Genomic DNA, 18085 nt, shown 5'->3' on the forward strand with positions numbered 1-18085 from the left:
TTCAAGTATCTTTTGGATTCCAATCCTTTACTGACTCTCCCCTACGAGTCCGCCTTTGCTGATCTTGGCGTAGATTACTACGACGAAGTGACGCCTGCGAGCTTTCCCAAACATATTTTGCGCTTCCGTAACGATGCACTATTGCCTAAAATAGGCCTTTCTGCTGAAGCGGTGAGCGATCGCAACTTCATCGAAGCATTTGGCCAGTTCCAAAGTAAGCAAGCCGATCACTACAGTCCCTTTCTAGCGCTTCGCTATCACGGCTACCAGTTCCACAGCTATAATCCTTTCCTAGGTGATGGGCGCGGCTTTCTTCACGGTCAGGTTCGCGGCGACGACGGCAAGCTCTATGACTTTGGTACTAAAGGATCTGGCCCTACGCCCTACTCTCGCGGCGGCGATGGCAAACTTACGCTTAAAGGCGGTGTGCGCGAGGTTCTAGCCTCTGAGGCGCTAAATTCACTAGGCGTTAATACCTCTCGTACCCTCAGCCTGATTGAAACTGGCGAAGCGCTTCACCGGGGCGACGAACCCTCGCCTACGCGCTCGTCGGTGATGGTGCGCTTTAGCCTCTCGCATATTCGCTTTGGCACCTTCGAGCGATTGCACTACATCAAACGTCCAGATCTAGCCAAAAGTTTATTAGATCACGTCATCGAAATTTACTATCCCCATCTACTCAGCATCGAAACCGAACAAGAACGCTATGGCCAGTGGTTCATCGAACTATCCAAGCGATTGGCCACGCTCGTTGCCCAGTGGATGACGGCTGGGTTCTGCCATGCCGTTCTCAATACAGATAATATGTCAATTACGGGTGAAAGCTTCGACTACGGACCTTTCGCCTTTATAGAAGAATACGATCCTAGGTTTACCGCTGCTTACTTCGACTATTCGGGCCTCTACTGCTATGGTAATCAGCCCAGCGCCTGCTATTGGAATCTAGAAAAGCTGGCGGTCGCTTTAGACGGTGTCGTCGAGGCAGCTGTTCTAGAACCCGGGCTAGCACAGTATCAACCCAAATATGCCGAAGTTTATTGCGATCGCTTCCTCAAACAGCTAGGTTTTACCACCGACGCTGCTCGTCAGCTCGGCTCAGGCGAAGTCCGCGAGCTAATCAGTCAAACGCTTACACTCCTTGAAAGAACTCACGTCGGCTACCACGACTTCTTTTCTACCTTGACCCAACAATTCACCTTTGATTGGCAAACCGACTCGACTCATATCCTACAAACTACCCTAGAGCGATCCGACCCCCAAGCCGCCGAACAGCTTAGTCAGTGGCGAAGTCTCTATCAGCACGCCCTGATCAGGCTACCTAAAGACACAATGACTAGCGTGCAACAATGCCTAAAAGCAGCAAATCCTGAGATAGTTTTACATCGCCCAAAGATAGAAGCTGTGTGGGAACTTATCACTGAAGAAGATAACTGGCAGCCTTTCTACACTCTACTCGAAGCCATCCGAAATCCAATGACAGCGTGATCTACAGCAATTTGCGCTTACCAAAATCTCTATCAAAATCTCTACTGTGCGATTGCCTTTCCTCTTCCTGGCTGCTTTTTCGCTTTGCTTCTGGCGAGTCTTTCTTGTTCAATGGCTGTAATCGTGCGGCTTTGCTGAATCTGTTCTATAAAGAACTCTTCTAATGTGGGTTTGGCGACTGCTAACTGAGTAATCTGAGCATTCATCTGCCGCGCTGTAGACATAAACTCAAACGGATCACCGTGCATCGTGCCATACCAACAGCCATTTTGAAAAGAGATATTCTTTAGCCAGCGCCTAAGGACATCCAAGCTACCGCCACGGCCTTGAACTTTGTAATAGTCTGGGTTGCCCAGTAGCTCTTTAATGGCCCCAATACAAACAATTTCTCCTTGATCGAGAATGGCGATGCGATCGCAAATCCTCTCCACATCCGACAGCACATGAGAATTAAAGAACAGCGTTTTTCCTTGCTGTTTTAACGAGAGAATAATCTCCCGCACCTGATAGCGTCCAGTCGGGTCTAGTCCTGACATGGGCTCATCCAAAAAGATAATCTCAGGGTCATTCATTAGCGCTTGAGCCATACCCACTCGCTGCAACATCCCTTTGGAATAGCGCCGCATTTGTTTCTTTTTGGCTGAGTGGATATCTAGCTGTACCAAGTCCAATAGCTGTACAATCCGTCGCTTTTGAACGTTGCCCTTGATGCCAAACAGGCCTGCTGTATAGCTCAAGAACTCCCAGCCGGTTAGATAGTCATAAAAATACGGATTTTCTGGGAGGTAGCCAATTTTGGCCTTGGTCTGACGATGGCCAGCAGGCTGTCCCATTAAAGTCGCCCCCCCGGCGCTCGGTCTGATAATGCCCAACAACAGTTTCAGCAGCGTGGTCTTACCCGCACCGTTAGGACCAAGCAGGCCAAACGTTTCGCCCCTGTATATATCTAATGAGCAGTGCTTCAAAGAAGGCGGTGCTGCCTTCAACCAAAAGCCCGTTCGGTAGACTTTTCTTAGCAGCTCGGTCTGAATGATAATTGGCGGGTGGGCCGGCTCAAAAGCGCCTCTAGTAGCAGGTAAAATCGAAGATGGGGGAATAGAGGTCACGCTCATAATAGACATTCCTACAATAAAGGCTCTATCAAAAGAACCTCTAGTAAACTAAACGCTAGAACACACACTAATCCAAGCTGAGAGAAACATATGGACCGCTCAAAGACTGTTGCTATCGTCACTGGCGTTGTGTCCATTTTGTTGGCGATCGCCTATCTAGTGCTTGTACAGATGCTCGATTTTCGCGGTGAAATGCTTCCAGCGCCAGTGAGTTTTCTAGGATTTTGGCTGTCTTAAATTGTTAATCCCTTCTCCGAATTTTCCGATGGGTCAGCTCAACCAGGCGCGAGTGCGAATGCCTGCGAATGCCTCTAGCGGTCATCGCCGGAGATAACCTCGGCGATCTCTTCTGCCGAATCAGCCGCGTCCTTATCAGTATTGTTGAATAGTCCTAGCCAATAGCCCAACAAAGCTCCGAAGACAAATCCCCCTGCATGTGCCCAGTACGCTACGCCACCGCCCATCCCAACATCCGCTGACGCACCTAAGCTAGCAAAGCCATAGAGCGCCTGCTCGACAAACCAAAAACCGAGGAAAAGTAAGGCGGGTACCCGAAAAGCAGTAAAGAAAATAGGAACAAATGTCAGGACTCGAACCTCTGGAAAGCGAAAGATATAGGCGCCCATCACGCCTGCGATCGCGCCGCTTGCCCCCAACGAAGGCACCGTCGATTCAGGCGCAACATACCACTGACACAAAGACGCCAGTACGCCACACACCAGGTAGAAGCACAGAAACTTTAGATGGCCTAGCTGATCTTCAACGTTATTCCCAAAGATCCATAGGTAGAGCATATTGCCTCCTACGTGGAAAAACCCAGCATGCAAGAACTCCGCGCTTAGTAGCGTTCCCCACTCGCTCACATGGGGATAGCCAAGTCCCGTGTTAAAACTTGTGCTCAAATCTCGCGGCACCACCGCAAATGTATTGAACAAAGCCTCTAGATTAGGTCCGCTGAGCGAGGCTTCGTATAAAAACACCAGCAGGTTGAGGGCAATCAGTCCGTACGTAACGTAGGGCGTCGTGGTGATTGGATTATCGTCACGGATAGGAACCACAATAAATATCTCCAGCGAATGGGCGGCTAATATATGGACGGCCTTGCAGACAGCCTAACGGAACCAAGGATAGACCAGTGAGCAAGTCCGCAAAGGAGGGCTCTTTTCATGTAAATTTACTAGATTCCATTCCATTGACTCTCTCTCTTTTGAGAGGCAGACCAACTACGCTCACTTCATAGCAACCCGGATGGCAAACCGAAAAGGCAATCAAAACAAAGCGACCGATCGAAAAGTTTATTCAGAGTTTGGTGCACCCGAAGCCATCGCTCGCCCTGAACTAGATCTACCGCCCGATCAGCAGAACATTCGTGTCCAGGTCTCTCGTAAAGGCCGTAAAGGTAAAAGTGTCACTATTGCCAGCGGCTTTGTTCACGATGCTAAGACACTTGGCACTCTGGCCAAAAGCCTAAAGGCTAGCTGTGGCTCAGGCGGTACAGTCAAAGCAGACACGATCGAAATTCAAGGAGAACATGCACCCAAACTACTCTCCTTACTAACAGAAAAAGGCTATAAAGCCAAGATTAGCGGAGGTAGCTAGAACATGAGCCGCGATAGGGATTACAGAACGCGATCGCATGATAGACCCAAGCAACTTTCCCGGTTTAGACAGCTCAGCTTGGCTTTCATTATCAGCCTTTTGTGCTCGGCGCTGCTAGGTATCACCGGGCAAGCTAGACTCAACCAGGCGTACGCTTCTGCTCCGATTAACGTGGCTGATTATTGGTCAGGCCACTGGGCCGTGCCCTGTATGACTTCGCTGACACTTCAAGGTATCTTTGAGCCCAGTGTGCTAGAAAATCGCTATCCTCTCGATGCGATTACCCAAATAGAATTTGCCACCGCGGTTCTGAAGGCGTTTCCCGGTGTCTTCGCAGCTAATAACGAGTATTTAGGACTTACCTTTGAAGCGGATTCCGAAGCGGAAGCCTTACTGATCTCAGCCCTGGGCGCAGACGCTCGTTCGCAACGGTTTGTCGCCCGTGACGAAGCATTAGCCATTTTGACCTCAGGCTCGGCAACGCCCCATCAATCTAGAGCGAACCAGCTTCTAGCAGCAACGTTTCTAGATGCTAAATCGATTCAAGGGAGTGCTAGAGAAGGTACGGCTGCTGCGTTAGCTGCTGGCTATCTCGTCAAAAAGGAACTATCAGGCTTTCAGAGTAGAGGGGACGCTAACAATGATCGAACGCTACTGTTTCCCCGCCTTCGCACAACCGTTGCTGACAGTGCAGCAATCATCTGTAGAGCCAGTCTAAGCCCTAATACCGTGGCGACAGTCCCCAGCGATCGCATTGTTTTCCCACCTAGTCTGCCAACTGTCGCCACGCCCACGACGGAGCTACGGGGTGTCTGGATGACCAATATTGACAGCGACGTTTTATTCTCTCGATCGGCTCTCGAACAGGCACTAGAGACATTGTCGAAGCTTAATTTCAACGTTGTCTATCCCACTGTCTGGAATTGGGGAACGACGCTCTATCCTAGCGCTGTGGCAGAAAGGACAATTGGCTACAAGCAAGGGCTGTACCCCGATCTAGATAGAACTGGACGGAAAGTCGAACTAGAAGCAGCTCAGGGCGATCGCGACATGCTTCAAGAAATCATTGAACTTGCTCACAGCCGCAATCTCAAAGTAATGCCGTGGTTTGAGTTCGGCTTCATGGCCCCGGCTGACTCTGAGCTAGCCCGCCGCCATCCTGACTGGCTCACTCAAAAAGCAGACGGTACGCTCACTACGCTTGAAGGAGAGCACGAGCGCGTTTGGCTCAATCCATTCCACCTAGAAGTTCAGACCTTTTTATTGCAGCTAATCTCCGAACTGTCAGCAAATTACGACATCGACGGCTTTCAGGTGGACGACCATATGGGCTTGCCCTTCGCCTACGGCTACGATCCCTACACGATTAACCTCTACCAGCAAGAACACGATGGCAAAAGTCCGCCTGCTGATCCCAAAGATCCCGAATGGACTCGCTGGCGAGCTGATAAGATCACTGACTTTATGGATCAAGTCTTCACCACTGTTAAAGCGCAGCGCCCGCAAGCGATAATGTCCGTATCGCCAAACCCGCATATCTTTGCCTACGAATACTACCTGCAAGACTGGGATACGTGGGTAAAGCGAGGGTACGTTGAAGAGCTAATTATTCAGCTTTATCGAACGGATCTCGGACGGTTTGTTTGGGAGATGGGACAGGAGGCGGCTGAGTATGCTCGAGAGCATATTCCGACAGCCGTGGGGGTGCTGAGCGGGCTCAAGGGGCGTTCGGTGCCGATGCCTTTGATCGAGGAACAGGTGGAAGCAGTGCGCGATCGCGGTTTTGCAGGTGTCTCCTTCTTTTTCTATGAAACACTGTGGAACCTCAGCAACGAAGGCACGCCCTCACAGCGTCAGCAAGCCCTGACAGAACTCTTTCCAAATCAGGCCATCCATCCGGTTGCTAGGTAGAAATACTCATCTAAAATCAATCAAAGGAGAGAAGATCCCGTGTTCTCACGAAAATTTCCCCTCTCCTTAATGGAAAAAGTCAACAGCGTTGTTTAAAGTCTTATAGCTGTACGCTGCAACAAGGGATAACCAAGGAAAATTTTATGGCACAGAGTTTTGGTGTGATTGGCCTAGCGGTCATGGGTGAGAATATTGCCCTCAACGTAGAACGCAACGGTTTTCCAATTGCGGTTTATAACCGTTCTCGGTCGAAAACTGACGCCTTTATGGAGAACCGAGCAGGAGGAAAAAACGTTGTCCCTACCTTCTCTCTAGAAGAATTCGTCGGCGCTTTAGAGCGTCCTCGTCGCATTCTGCTGATGGTTCAAGCGGGTAAGCCAGTCGATATGGTCATTGAGAGCCTCAAGCCCCTACTCGATCCAGAGGATATGATCATCGACGGTGGCAACTCCCTCTACGAAGATACCGAACGCCGCGTCAAAGACCTTGAATCGGCTGGGTTTAACTTTATTGGCATGGGCGTTAGCGGCGGTGAAGAAGGCGCACTTAATGGTCCTAGCCTAATGCCTGGAGGTAGTAAAGCTGCCTATGATTCGATTGAGCCGATCGTTACCAAGATTGCAGCTCAAGTAGACGATGGCCCTTGCGTTACCTACATTGGCCAAGGTGGCTCTGGTCACTTCGTCAAGATGGTACACAACGGCATTGAATACGGCGACATGCAGCTGATTGCAGAAGCCTACGACCTGCTAAAAAATACGCTAGGTCTGGGTCACAAAGAGCTTCATGAGATTTTTGCTGAGTGGAATAAAACAGAAGAGCTAGATTCTTTTCTCATTGAAATTACCGCCGATATCTTCACCAAAATGGATGAAGAAACGGGTAAGCCCCTTGTCGAGCTCATTATGGACAAAGCAGGGCAAAAAGGAACTGGTCGCTGGACTGTCATGAGCGCTTTAGAGATCGGCGTCAGCATTCCTACAATTACCGCCGCTGTGAATGCTCGAATCATGTCCGCTATCAAAGAAGAGCGAATGATCGCAGCAGAACAGCTAACGGGTCCAACCGCTAGCTTTGAGGGTGATAAAAAAGCTTTTGTCAACAAGATTCGTGATGCGCTGTACTGCTCCAAAATCTGCTCTTATGCTCAAGGAATGGATCTGCTCAGCAAAGCCTCAGCGCTCAACGACTACAACTTGGACTTAGGTGAAACTGCCCGTATCTGGAAAGGAGGCTGTATCATCCGCGCTGCCTTCTTGAACAAGATCAAAGCTGCTTATGACCAAGATGCTAAGCTTCCTAACCTATTGCTCGCTCCAGAATTCAAACAGACCATTTTAGATCGGCAAGACGCGTGGCGAGAAGTCGTCGCTACCGCGGCCAAAGTTGGTATTCCTGTACCCGCTTTTAGCGCGTCGCTAGACTATTTCGATAGCTATCGTCGTGGCCGTCTGCCTCAAAACCTAACCCAGGCACAGCGCGACTACTTTGGCGCACATACCTATCAGCGCACAGATAAAGAGGGTATCTTCCACACTGAGTGGCCTGAATCAGCTACATAGGGCTAAAGCTCTCTTTCCTGACTGCTCCGTAGCGGTAGAGATGGCGGTAGAGACATAGCAAGCGACCTGATGCATTAGGTTACTTGCTATGTCTTGCTACATATAGATTGACAGCTTCTATACAACGATAGTGACTAGTTCTATGAGATCTTTTGGGCTTGAGAAGGATAAATCAATTAGCTCATCACTAGCTCACCGGAAGCGCGGATTCTAGTCGCTTAAGAGAGATCAGAGCGGCTTCTGAAACTTGAGAATGGTCGTCTTTGACAAGATAACGAAGAGCAGAAATACTCTTTGGCGTAGGAAGATTACCAAGCGCTTCGGCGAGGCGTTGACGCACTAACCAGTCTTCGGCCTGAGCGAAGTTGAGAATGTTATCAACGGCCTCGGTATCGCGGATTTCGCCTAGAGCGGCGATCGCAGCTTGCTGAATCACAACTTCTGGACTGTCCAAAGCAGCGACTAACACATCGTGCGCTTTAGGGTTTTTCAGATTGCCCAAAGAAACGGCTGCGCTGAAACGAACTAGCCAATCTACATCTTCATAAAAAGCACGAACGAGGGGATCAAATGCTCGTGGATCTTCTAGATAGCCCAAGGCGCCTGCCGCATCTGCTCGAATTCCATAGTCGGGATCGCCTTCAAGAATATCAACTAGCAAGGCGTAGCACTCCTTGGTCGGCTTTAGTCCAAGAGCAAAAATTGCCATAGAGCGAACCTGATCATTTTGATCGTCTAGCACCTTTTTGATCAAAGGAACTGCTTGCTCGGCTGGGACATTGCGAAGCGCTGCCAATGCCAGCTTACGTTCAACTAAACTATCTGCTTCTAGCCGCGCAGAGAGAGTATCAAGTTCAAGCTGCGAGATCATAGGTAACTCAAACTGAGACATAGGTCGAGGCAAAAGAGGGGACTTCCTTCATTATAAGTTCGCCAGCAGAAGCTGAGCGGATGACCTTACTGTTACAGGTGATCCCCTTTCAGAAATGAGGTAGCAAACGTTCTAAAGTCGCAGTGTCTTGAAGAGAGTTAGTTTTAGTCTCTTGGTCATTAGAGCGTTCACCACTGATCCCCACATGACAGTGGATATAGCAATCGCTAGACACATTTAGCGATCACTAATCACTTGCTCGAACGCTTCACTTGCACCTATCGCAGCCCCAACCTGGTGACCAGTGTGATTAGAGATAGAAGTACCCAGAAAAAAGTACCGAGAATAGAAGTACTAAGAACAAAATTTGTGTGAATCTTTTGTTCAACCCTCTCAAGATGAAGATACACTAGCGTTTCAAGAGGGAACGCCTCACTGAAAGATATTTAGCTTTGTGGTAGAAACGCCGCCGCCTTAAAACTGGCGTTTTATCAGAAGAACAAGTTACCGGAACACTTTCGAATTTCGTTTCTCGAATTCCACTGCTTGCATTATATTTCTAAAATCTATGAGCCAGCCTCAACCAATTTCTGCTGGAGAGAGGATCTCTTCGTTTGATCCCCAAAATCTCTACAGGTCTTCTCAAAATTCACCTGAGATCGCGGATGGGGTATACGTCTGCATTCACGGACATTTCTATCAGCCGCCCCGTGAAGATCCTTCCCGTGGCGTAGTGAGTAAGCAGCCCAGTGCAGCTCCTTTTCACGACTGGAATGAGCGAATTCTGTACGAGTCTTATCGACCGAATGCCTTTGCGCGGATCTTGAATGGCGCAGGTGAGGTGGTGCGCATTGTTAACAACTATGAGTACATTAGCTTCAACATTGGCCCGACTCTGATGAGCTGGCTAGAGCGTCATGATTTAGAGACATATCGACGAATCTTAGCTGCAGACAAGATCAGCTGTGATCGCAATCAAGGCCATGGTAATGCGATCGCTCAGGCCTACAATCACATCATTTTGCCGCTGGCGAACTACCGTGACAAGGTCACACAGATTCGCTGGGGTATTGCCGACTTTCAGCATCGGTTTAGGCGCGATCCCGAAGGAATGTGGCTGGCTGAAACTGCTGTCGATAACGATACGCTAGCGGTCTTAGTCAATGAAGGAATTCGGTTTATTATTCTAGCCCCGTCGCAAGCCTCCCGCTGTCGGCGTTTCGGCTTACCCCATGGCTATGACGAGTGGCAAAGCGTAGAAGCAGGAGATATTGATCCCACTCAGCCCTATCGCTGTTTCATTCCTACCCAGCCGAATGGACGAAACTACATCGATATTTTCTTCTACGACGGGCCTATCTCCGGGGATATGGGTTTTGACGATACGCTTCAATCTTCTCAACAGTTTGCGGACCGACTAGAACAGGCAGTTAGATCCTTTGAGTCAGAAAATGAATCGCTAGACTGGATCGCATCGGAAAGATTCCGGCGGCGATCGCAATTAATTTCAGTCGCTACTGACGGTGAAACCTTTGGTCATCACCGGGGCGGCGCTGAAAAAACGCTAGCTCACACCGTTATCAACGAACTACCTGCCAGAGACAGGCAGATTATTAGCTATGCTCACTACCTAAGTTTGTGCCCGCCTACTTGGGAGGTGCAGCTAAAGCCGGTTACAGCCTGGAGCTGCTCTCACGGGGTTGATCGCTGGCAGCATGAGTGTGGCTGTGGTGGCGGTGGGCATTGGCAGCAGCAGTGGCGGGCACCTTTGCGACAGGCACTAGACTGGCTACGCGATCATCTCATTGTCATCTATGAAAAGCTGGGAACAGCTCTGTTAAGCAACCCTTGGGCCGCTCGTAACGATTACATCAACGTATTGAACCGTTCGTCCGAGCAGGCGCTAGAACAATTTTTTGTGTCGCATCAAACTCATCCACTTACTCGTGGTGAACGGACAGAGGCGCTACGTTTATTAGAAATGCAGCGACACGCCATGCTGATGTACACCAGTTGCGGCTGGTTCTTTGATGAAATTTCGCGACCAGAAGGTACGCAGATTCTACGCTACGCAGCTAGGGCTATCGAGCTAGCAGAGGCAGTTTCTGGCAAACTGCTTGAAGGTGAATTTGTAGAGCAGTTGGCACAAGCACCGAGTAACGTCGATTACTTTAAAACAGGTGCTGGCGTCTACCAAAAGCAAGTCAAACCTAGCCAGACTAGCCTAGAGCGAATAGTGGCACACTACGCTATCAGTTCTCTATTCAATTCGTTCAGGCCGGAGGAACAGCTTTACTGCTACACCTTGCGAAGGCAAGATTACTATCAGCAGCCTTTAGGAGCGCTAACGCTAGCCGTTGGCCGAGTTGAGGTGACCACAGCTATGACTCAAGAGACTCAGATACTCTCATTTGCGGTGCTGCACTTGGGCGGCTGGGATTTCCAATGCGGTATTCAAGCCTTTCCAAATAGAGGCCATTACACACAGGCTAAAAAAGTAGTCACTGAAGCATTTAGTACGGCTAGTATCGCTCAAAGTATTTTGGCGATCGACAAGCAGTTTAGTCAGACCTACACACTCAAAGATCTTTCGCAAGAAGAGCGACAGCAGATTATGCAGCAGCTCAACCAAGAGACCTTGCAGCGGCTCGATAAACTATACGAGCAGGTTTATCGAGAGAACTATAGCGTATTAATGGCGTTTCACCGTGATTGCATTGCTGTTCCTCAGTCGCTGCAAGTCGCTGCCGATATCACCCTTAGCCAAAGAGCTTTGGCAGTCATTCGCACCTTAGAACAAGACATCACTGAACCTAATGGCGACCTGCTCAAAATTACGGTAGGTCGAGTTGCCGAGCTAGAAGGCATTGCTATAGAAGCCCATCACTTTTGTACCCGTTTGAAGATACCAGATGCTAAACCCGTGCTTGAACGCCTAATCTACCAAGGTCTATCGCAGACGCTACAAGTAGCTAACCTAGAGCAATACATAGAGCTAGAAGCAGCAATCGAAGGAATAGAGCGATTAATTAAGCTAGGCCAAAAGCTCGATCTAGGATTAGCACTCTACCGGGTTCAAGAGCTTTACTACGACTATCTCAATCAATATGAGAGTGACGTGATCGCCACTAATCAACCAGCCTCCACCCATCAAACTTCCAGTCACCGGACCTTATTAGTCAGACTAGGTTGGGCCCTAGCACTAGATACAAACGCTGTGCTCGCATCAGATTAGCGCTGAGACAGTTTAAGTCAATTTCAGCGCTTAGGATGCTTTGCTTAAACTAGTGCAGCGCCAGACTTGAAAAGATAGCGTGTGGTAGTGTGCCGCACTATCATGCTTAGCCCTAGTCTGCCTAACACTAGAGGAAGAACCCTCTGCGTCGATAGATTACCCGTGCGTTATAGCCCTGGGCTGCAGCGGTATCGACTCTGGCTTCAGCCGGAGAGCGAGATTCAAAGCTACCAATATTGATAAACCGTCCGCCCCGCTCTCGATCGACGTATGCTTCTGGGAAAAGTTCGCGAATGCTATCTAACGCTGACTCATCGGCAATCACTGCTGATATGTATGGTCGGATAGGTTTACTAGAAACTGAAAAACCCATACTTGAAAGTGTTCTGCGATCGGCAGTGCCAGTTACAGGTAATCGCTGCAGCCTCTGATAAGTACGAACACCTTGCTGGGTTTCAAATCCATAAGTACCATCGACAAACACCGGGATACCGAAGTTGTTTAAACGCTCCTGAAGGGCAATCACACTAGAACCCGTACTACCCGGTGCTAGCGTGTCACTTGTCATAGAACCGTCGTAATTAAAGTCTTCTGAACCAAACTCCTCTGAACCAAACTCCTCTGAACCAAACTCCTCTGAACTAAAGTCTTCTGAACCGAAGTCCTCTGAACCAAACTCCTCTGAACTAAAGTCTTCTGAACCGAAGTCCTCTGAACCAAACTCCTCTGAACTAAAGTCCGCAGGGGGTAATGAGACCTCATCGGCTGGTAAGAACTCAAAATCCATATCGCGTAGAGTTTCTTCATCGGCAATGCCAGTTGCCGGAAGGTCGCGAATTCTCTGGTAGGTTACAACGCCATCTACTGTCTCCTGGCCATAGATTCCATCTGCTTGATAAGGGAAAAGACCATTTTGACTGAGATATAGCTGCAGAGCGCGAACATCTTCTCCTATATCACCACGGCGCAATGCCCTGCGAGTTAGTCCGACTGCCAGCAGATGCGGGTCATCGAATGTGGTAATAGCAGAGTGTCTAACGATCCGATATGCGGGCTCAGTCATTGCCAAAACGGGTAACTGAACGAAAGTCATTGTCAGGACTCCCCAGCCTATAGCGCGGATAGTGAGCTGCTTCATGGTCAACAAAAAAGACTCCACAATGTATTAAGGGTGGTTTTGATGAGATATTATGACCCATTCATGCATAAAGCAACGCATACAGGCAGTGATCCGGTAGTAATCTGGTAAGGATATGGCGTAGTGCCTAACTTCTTCGGCTGCACTTACGCAGCCCACTAGAGCCTGCAACCCACTGAGTATAGTTGCTATTGTGTAGATTGACTTAGAGCCCTATGCCCAAGTCAAAATAGGGCATAGATTCTGACATAGAAACAAAGTCAGCCTCGCTTAGAGTCATATTCATCTATCCGTTTAAGTTCGCAGCTGCTATAGGAGAGACCATGCTTCGGCCTCAAATTCGACGTGCTTCAAAGAAGTTCTTTGTTGGCAATAGCACCTACCCAGAAATTGAACGTATCGGCGATCCGCACTCTTATTGGGGAGACATCTATCACCTATTATTGACAATGCCCTGGCCAACATTTATTGGCCTTACTAGCATTTTATATCTGTTAGTTAATGCGCTGTTTGCCCTCGCCTATAGCCTAGGTAATGGGGTAGCTAAAGTCAGTAATTCTGAACCAGAGCAGCTATTTGATCTGTTCTTTTTTAGTGTGCAGACAATGGCTTCGATCGGCTATGGGGCTATGTACCCTAATAGCCTATATGCTCATTGGCTTGTGGTGATTGAGTCACTGGTTGGTTTATTTTTTATTGCGATGACAACGGGATTGGTCTACGCTCGCTTTTCTTTGCCGACGGCGCGAATTCTATTTAGCTCTGTAGCAGTCATTGCTCCATTCAACGGTGTACCAACGCTGATGTTTCGGACAGCGAACAAACGAAAGAACTATATTTTAGAGGCCCAACTGTGGGTAACGCTAGTACGCGATGAGTATAGCGATGAGGGTGATTTTATGCGACGCTTTCACGATGTCCCCCTAGTGCGATCGCATACTCCAATTTTCAGTCTTTCTTGGACCGCCATGCATCAAATTTTGCCCGGTGGCCTGCTCGATGGCGATACCGTAGAAAGCTTGGAGCGTGATCGCGCCGAAATTATTGTTACGCTCACAGGACTAGACGAAACGTTAGCTCAGACAATCCATGCTCGTCACACTTTTCAAGCTCAAGATATCTACTGGAACCACCGCTTTGCCGATATCCTCCTGACCAATGCTCAAGGTCGCCGCCAGATCGACTTCAATCGATTTCATCAGATTCAACCTATTAGCGGACCGCGTCAGCTACCTAGTGGTCGTACCCTTAGCAATGGCAAAGTTACCGCTCAAATAGACGAGGTTCGTTAGTCGGGTAAATTAGTCAGGTAAACTTGAAGAAACGAATGCTGATAGAAAGAAGTCGTAGCTTCTAGCTGCGATCGCTTCTAAGCGTAGGTATTCAACCGTAGCATTAAGAGGATTAACGCTAGCAGTGGCCAAAAATCAACATCTTATCCTAACTGGGAATCCTACCAACTATCGACTTCCTCGCCTAGTTCCTCACTTAGGCATACAGTTTGGCAAGCTAATACTGCCAACTTTGAGACTAGTCCTCATAGTTACTCTGCTAAGCTGCATGCTTTTCAATAGCTCTGCCTATGCCGACAACTTTGATCGGATGAATCTTCGCCAGCAGGATTTTTCTGGTCAAGACCTTACTGACAATGACTATACCAGGGCCGATCTAACCGAGGCGGATCTTAGCCATACTAATCTAGAGCGGGTGCGACTATTTACCACTCGGCTCAACCGAGCAAACCTAGAAGGGGCTAATTTAACTGGCGCTACTTTGGACGGTGCGAGTCTAGTGGGAGCAAACCTCAAGGATGCTGTTTTAGAAGGTGCCTACGCCATCAATATTGACTTTCGCGGAATCGATATAGAAGGGGCGGACTTTACTGATGTTCTACTAGATCCTAAAGACAACGACAAACTGTGTGAGATTGCGACTGGAACTAACCCTACTACGGGTAGAAAGACGAAAGAGACACTATACTGCCCTTGATTCCCTTCTCCACCGTCCCCAGGGGCCGTTGGAATTAGCACATAAGGTAGTCACTACAAGTAACCATGCTCTGCTAGGAATGTCAAAGATGGGTCTATATCAACCTCATCTTTGACATTTGTTCTCTCCCTGCCAAGGATCTCCATAGTAGTCTCAGCCGCGGCATTAGCATCAGTATTGAGGCCATATCGAGTAAACTTCTCTACATACTTACCTAGTACATCGCCTTCTAAATTCACAAGATCGCCCGGCTGAAGGCAGTGCAAATTTGTTTCGGCATAGGTGAGCGGAATAACGGCTGATTGAAACCAATCGCCTGTATTGCTGCAATCTGCCACAGTAAGACTGATCCCATTGACGGCAATGCTGCCTTTATGAACAATATAGCGAGCCACTTTCGGACTAATTCCTCGAAAGCAAATTTCCCAGGCATCGCCAGTTTGTTCAGCGCTTTCTAGCTGACCAGTTCCATCTACGTGACCTGTAACAAAATGACCACCAATTTTGCTGCCCACTCGCAGCGAAGTTTCCAAGTTTACTTTGCCATTTTCCGACACTTTACCCAAGGTAGATTTGGCTAGGGTTTCTGGAGAAGCGGCGGCGATAAACCCTCTAGTCAGGATTTGCTCGACGGTAAGGCAAACGCCGTCAACAGCGATGCTATCACCTAGTTCTATCCCTGCTAGTACAGGATCTTGGATCGTAGGACAGGTGATTTTTAGCTGGTACTGGCTGAGGTGTTGTAGTTGACCAACGCTTTGGACTAAACCTGTAAACATAACTCTTGTGAAGATAATTCTACGGCTAACACTTGAAACTAGAGGAAGTTCGATTTACTCTAACGCAATCGCCTCACTCGCCGTGGCACAGCGATATCACAGCCTCAAGTTCCTAATAGCTTCGATAAAGTTTTTTTATCTTTAGCTGAGTTTTTACAGAAATCGCTTTAGCCTAGAGGGACATAACAAAGTTGCTTTTTAGTTTAGAAGATGTTTTACCTGGCAAGCCTAAGGAACTAAGCGATGATTGAGATGATGGTTGCGGGGATTGCCATTGACGGAGGCACTCGAAATCCAGTAATTTTGCTACGTGATGCGTCTCAAAGACGGCAGCTACCGATTTTTATATCCGCTGAGCAATCTCGAACAATTCGCTCAGTTTTAGAGGGCGAAAAAACTGCTCGACCCATGACTCATGATTTAATTGTGAATCTGATGAATGCATGGGAGGTAGATTTGCAGCGAGTGGTCATTCATTCGCTGAGGGATAGCACGTTCTATGCGGTGATGACGGTCGGACGGGGAAAGAAGAAAAAGGAAATTGATGCACGTCCTAGTGATGCGATCGCAGTTGCCCTTAGGGTAAATGCACCGATTTGGGTCATGGAAGAGGTCATTCTAGATGCGGCGATGCCTGTTGACCAGGCTGCTGATGCTGCTGAGTCGAAGGCATTTAGAGCGTTTGTCTCAGATATTAGTCCAGCAGACTTTGCTGAGCGCGGCCGTTCTGTCTAGCGCTTCGGAGCTTATGCTTCAAAGTTTGGTGCGAGCATATGGCTCAGATTTCGGATGAGCGCAGTTTAGATTCAATAAAACTAGATCAATAGAGTCTGGTCAAGGTAATGCGCGATCGCCTCTTTGGCAAGACCCAACGTCGGCTATCGATATTCTCTCTTGGTACCATGCGGTTCGAGTCTGCGGATGCGGCCGAAGCAGTCATCACGGCTGCTATCAAGCAGGGTATTAACCATATAGAAACGGCTCCAGCCTATGGCCAAAGTGAACGCTATGTCGGCAAAGCCCTAAAGCGTCTTTTTGCCAGAGGGGTGGTCAGTCGCAATCAGCTCACAATTACCAGTAAGATCGCGCCCACCGTAAAGCAAGTAGACGTTGAGTCTACTGTAAAAGCGTCTCTAGCTCGGCTGAACATCGACTACTTAGACTGCCTCGCCATTCATGGCATCAATACCCAGCCACGTTTAGACGCGGTACGAGCCGAAGTACTCGCTGCGATCCCTCCCATACAACAGAAGGGACTCATTCGGTACTTAGGGTTTTCGACCCATGCGCCGCTAGATATTATTCAAGAGGCGATCGCTACTGGCGCCTTCAGCTTTATAAATTTGCACTACAGCTTCTTTTTTCAGCGCAATCAGGCTGCAATTGCTCAGGCCCATCGGCAGAATATGGGGATTTTCATCATTTCGCCAGCCGACAAAGCTGGACTGCTCTATACCCCACCCGAACGACTCAAGGCACTTTGCGCTCCGTTTGATCCCCTATTGCTCAACTACCGGTGGCTACTGAGTGACCCTCGTATCACTACGCTTAGCATAGGTCCTGCAGTTCCAGAGGAATTAGACTGGCCGCTGCAAGTTCGAGATCTAGACGGGCCGCTCGATACGAGAGAGCAGCAGGTAATTGAGCAGTTAGAAGTAGCTCTAGAGACCAGGTTAGGATCTGATCGCTGCGCTCAGTGCCATGCCTGCTTGCCTTGCCCAGAAAGTATCAATATTCCAGAGGCCTTGCGGCTACGAAACCTAGCAGTGGCCTATGATATGCAAGGCTTTGGGCAATATCGGTACGGCATGTTTGAAAACGCAGGTCACTGGTTTCCAGGTCGACGAGGCGATCGCTGTACAGACTGCGGAGATTGTTTGCCTCGCTGCCCAGAACAGCTCAATATTCCCGACCTCCTAAGAGACACGCACCGGCGGCTGGCCAAAAAGCACCGCCGTCGCCTTTGGGAAGAATGACAAATGAGAAATCAACAGAGCTACGTAAACTTAGACAACAAAAGGAGATAGTTTATACCCAATAGATGGAGAATACTACTTATCTTGCTTGCTGTTCCTAGTTACACCCGCAAACACCCGCAAACGATAGGTTTCATAACTAGAAATTAGAGAATACGGAATTAAAGAATACAATTTTGTCTACTCTTTGTCTGAGGGAGTTTTTTAGAGGCCTAAAATATAGTCCAAGTGATAGGACTCTACTAGCATACGGCCAACTATAAGCGATAAAAAAGATACGTTAGTTTTACCATCGAATTCTTTTGTTGAGATTGAGATGCTTGTCTGTGTAAGCTATAGATTTTCTTCTCTTTGTTAAGCGGTACAAATAGATCTAATCGTTAGTATAAAGGAAGCTAAAAGCTTGCGCTGATACAGAGCTACATATC

At 48.5% G+C, this 18085-nt stretch carries 15 protein-coding genes; 10 read left to right on the plus strand and 5 right to left on the minus strand.

What is annotated here, in order from left to right; genetic code table 11:
* The first annotated feature begins 12 nt into the window (after positions 1 to 12).
* A complete protein-coding gene (locus S7335_RS17935; protein WP_006455484.1) occupies positions 13 to 1485 on the plus strand; it encodes a YdiU family protein in 1473 nt (490 codons plus the stop codon).
* Positions 1486 to 1526: 41 nt separating this feature from the next.
* Here S7335_RS17935 and S7335_RS17940 read toward each other — a convergent pair whose 3' ends face one another.
* Positions 1527 to 2597 carry an ABC transporter ATP-binding protein gene (locus tag S7335_RS17940; protein WP_006454256.1) on the minus strand — a complete coding sequence of 357 codons (1071 nt, stop codon included), beginning with the start codon at positions 2595 to 2597 and terminating at the stop codon, positions 1527 to 1529.
* Positions 2598 to 2687: 90 nt separating this feature from the next.
* Between S7335_RS17940 and S7335_RS28500 the strand changes: the two genes are divergently transcribed.
* On the plus strand, positions 2688 to 2834 hold the full coding sequence (locus S7335_RS28500) for a hypothetical protein (RefSeq protein WP_006455472.1): 147 nt from the start codon (positions 2688 to 2690) through the stop codon (positions 2832 to 2834).
* Positions 2835 to 2908: 74 nt separating this feature from the next.
* On the opposite strand, the gene S7335_RS17945 is transcribed toward S7335_RS28500, so the two are convergent.
* Positions 2909 to 3655 (minus strand): rhomboid family intramembrane serine protease, encoded by a 747-nt coding sequence (locus S7335_RS17945; protein ID WP_006457198.1) that lies wholly within the window; start codon positions 3653 to 3655, stop codon positions 2909 to 2911.
* A gap of 190 nt (positions 3656 to 3845) precedes the next feature.
* On the opposite strand from S7335_RS17945, the gene S7335_RS17950 reads away from it, so the two are divergent.
* The 3 genes from S7335_RS17950 (at position 3846) to gndA (ending at position 7669) form a co-directional block, all read left to right on the plus strand.
* A complete protein-coding gene (locus S7335_RS17950; protein WP_006453896.1) occupies positions 3846 to 4196 on the plus strand; it encodes a translation initiation factor in 351 nt (116 codons plus the stop codon).
* Positions 4197 to 4199: 3 nt separating this feature from the next.
* Positions 4200 to 6107: a glycoside hydrolase family 10 protein gene (locus S7335_RS17955; protein WP_006454184.1), complete on the plus strand. Its 1908-nt coding sequence runs from the start codon at positions 4200 to 4202 to the stop codon at positions 6105 to 6107.
* Between the two features lie 143 nt (positions 6108 to 6250).
* Positions 6251 to 7669: an NADP-dependent phosphogluconate dehydrogenase gene (gndA, locus tag S7335_RS17960; protein WP_006456675.1), complete on the plus strand. Its 1419-nt coding sequence runs from the start codon at positions 6251 to 6253 to the stop codon at positions 7667 to 7669.
* Between the two features lie 187 nt (positions 7670 to 7856).
* Here gndA and S7335_RS17965 read toward each other — a convergent pair whose 3' ends face one another.
* Positions 7857 to 8540, minus strand: a complete 684-nt coding sequence (locus S7335_RS17965) for a HEAT repeat domain-containing protein (protein WP_006455903.1) — start codon at positions 8538 to 8540, stop codon at positions 7857 to 7859.
* 568 nt (positions 8541 to 9108) lie between these two features.
* Here S7335_RS17965 and S7335_RS17970 point away from each other — a divergent pair.
* Complete coding sequence (locus S7335_RS17970; RefSeq protein ID WP_006457661.1) at positions 9109 to 11775, plus strand: DUF3536 domain-containing protein; 2667 nt, start codon at positions 9109 to 9111, stop codon at positions 11773 to 11775.
* A 127-nt stretch (positions 11776 to 11902) separates the two neighbouring features.
* Here the strand turns inward: S7335_RS17970 and S7335_RS17975 are convergent, their stop codons facing one another.
* On the minus strand, positions 11903 to 12868 hold the full coding sequence (locus S7335_RS17975; RefSeq protein WP_198011391.1) for a peptidoglycan-binding protein: 966 nt from the start codon (positions 12866 to 12868) through the stop codon (positions 11903 to 11905).
* 368 nt (positions 12869 to 13236) lie between these two features.
* On the opposite strand from S7335_RS17975, the gene S7335_RS17980 reads away from it, so the two are divergent.
* Together S7335_RS17980 and S7335_RS17985 are read left to right on the plus strand one after the other, a co-directional pair.
* Positions 13237 to 14205, plus strand: coding sequence for an ion channel (locus S7335_RS17980; protein WP_006456467.1), 969 nt, complete (start codon positions 13237 to 13239; stop codon positions 14203 to 14205).
* A gap of 124 nt (positions 14206 to 14329) precedes the next feature.
* The gene (locus tag S7335_RS17985; RefSeq protein WP_006455885.1) at positions 14330 to 14902 is read left to right on the plus strand and encodes a pentapeptide repeat-containing protein; all 573 of its coding nucleotides are present in this window, start codon (positions 14330 to 14332) and stop codon (positions 14900 to 14902) included.
* Positions 14903 to 14955: 53 nt separating this feature from the next.
* Here the strand turns inward: S7335_RS17985 and S7335_RS17990 are convergent, their stop codons facing one another.
* Positions 14956 to 15681 carry a riboflavin synthase gene (locus S7335_RS17990; RefSeq protein ID WP_006454980.1) on the minus strand — a complete coding sequence of 242 codons (726 nt, stop codon included), beginning with the start codon at positions 15679 to 15681 and terminating at the stop codon, positions 14956 to 14958.
* 243 nt (positions 15682 to 15924) lie between these two features.
* Between S7335_RS17990 and S7335_RS17995 the strand changes: the two genes are divergently transcribed.
* Positions 15925 to 16416 (plus strand): bifunctional nuclease family protein, encoded by a 492-nt coding sequence (locus S7335_RS17995; RefSeq protein WP_006456588.1) that lies wholly within the window; start codon positions 15925 to 15927, stop codon positions 16414 to 16416.
* A 107-nt stretch (positions 16417 to 16523) separates the two neighbouring features.
* Positions 16524 to 17657 (plus strand): aldo/keto reductase, encoded by a 1134-nt coding sequence (locus S7335_RS18000; protein ID WP_006454530.1) that lies wholly within the window; start codon positions 16524 to 16526, stop codon positions 17655 to 17657.
* The last annotated feature ends 428 nt before the right edge of the window (positions 17658 to 18085 follow it).

Origin of the sequence: Synechococcus sp. PCC 7335 (assembly GCF_000155595.1) — a bacterium.
Taxonomy (GTDB): domain Bacteria; phylum Cyanobacteriota; class Cyanobacteriia; order Phormidesmidales; family Phormidesmidaceae; genus Phormidesmis.

Coding starts and splice junctions, on each gene's coding strand:
- S7335_RS17980 (WP_006456467.1), top strand. CDS start 13,237: ATGCTTCGGCCTCAAATTCGACGTGCTTCAAAGAAGTTCTTTGTTGGC.
- S7335_RS17940 (WP_006454256.1), bottom strand. CDS start 2,597: ATGAGCGTGACCTCTATTCCCCCATCTTCGATTTTACCTGCTACTAGA.
- S7335_RS17995 (WP_006456588.1), top strand. CDS start 15,925: ATGATTGAGATGATGGTTGCGGGGATTGCCATTGACGGAGGCACTCGA.
- gndA (WP_006456675.1), top strand. CDS start 6,251: ATGGCACAGAGTTTTGGTGTGATTGGCCTAGCGGTCATGGGTGAGAAT.
- S7335_RS17990 (WP_006454980.1), bottom strand. CDS start 15,681: ATGTTTACAGGTTTAGTCCAAAGCGTTGGTCAACTACAACACCTCAGC.
- S7335_RS17950 (WP_006453896.1), top strand. CDS start 3,846: ATGGCAAACCGAAAAGGCAATCAAAACAAAGCGACCGATCGAAAAGTT.
- S7335_RS17965 (WP_006455903.1), bottom strand. CDS start 8,540: ATGATCTCGCAGCTTGAACTTGATACTCTCTCTGCGCGGCTAGAAGCA.
- S7335_RS18000 (WP_006454530.1), top strand. CDS start 16,524: ATGCGCGATCGCCTCTTTGGCAAGACCCAACGTCGGCTATCGATATTC.
- S7335_RS17975 (WP_198011391.1), bottom strand. CDS start 12,868: ATGACTTTCGTTCAGTTACCCGTTTTGGCAATGACTGAGCCCGCATAT.
- S7335_RS17955 (WP_006454184.1), top strand. CDS start 4,200: ATGAGCCGCGATAGGGATTACAGAACGCGATCGCATGATAGACCCAAG.
- S7335_RS28500 (WP_006455472.1), top strand. CDS start 2,688: ATGGACCGCTCAAAGACTGTTGCTATCGTCACTGGCGTTGTGTCCATT.
- S7335_RS17970 (WP_006457661.1), top strand. CDS start 9,109: ATGAGCCAGCCTCAACCAATTTCTGCTGGAGAGAGGATCTCTTCGTTT.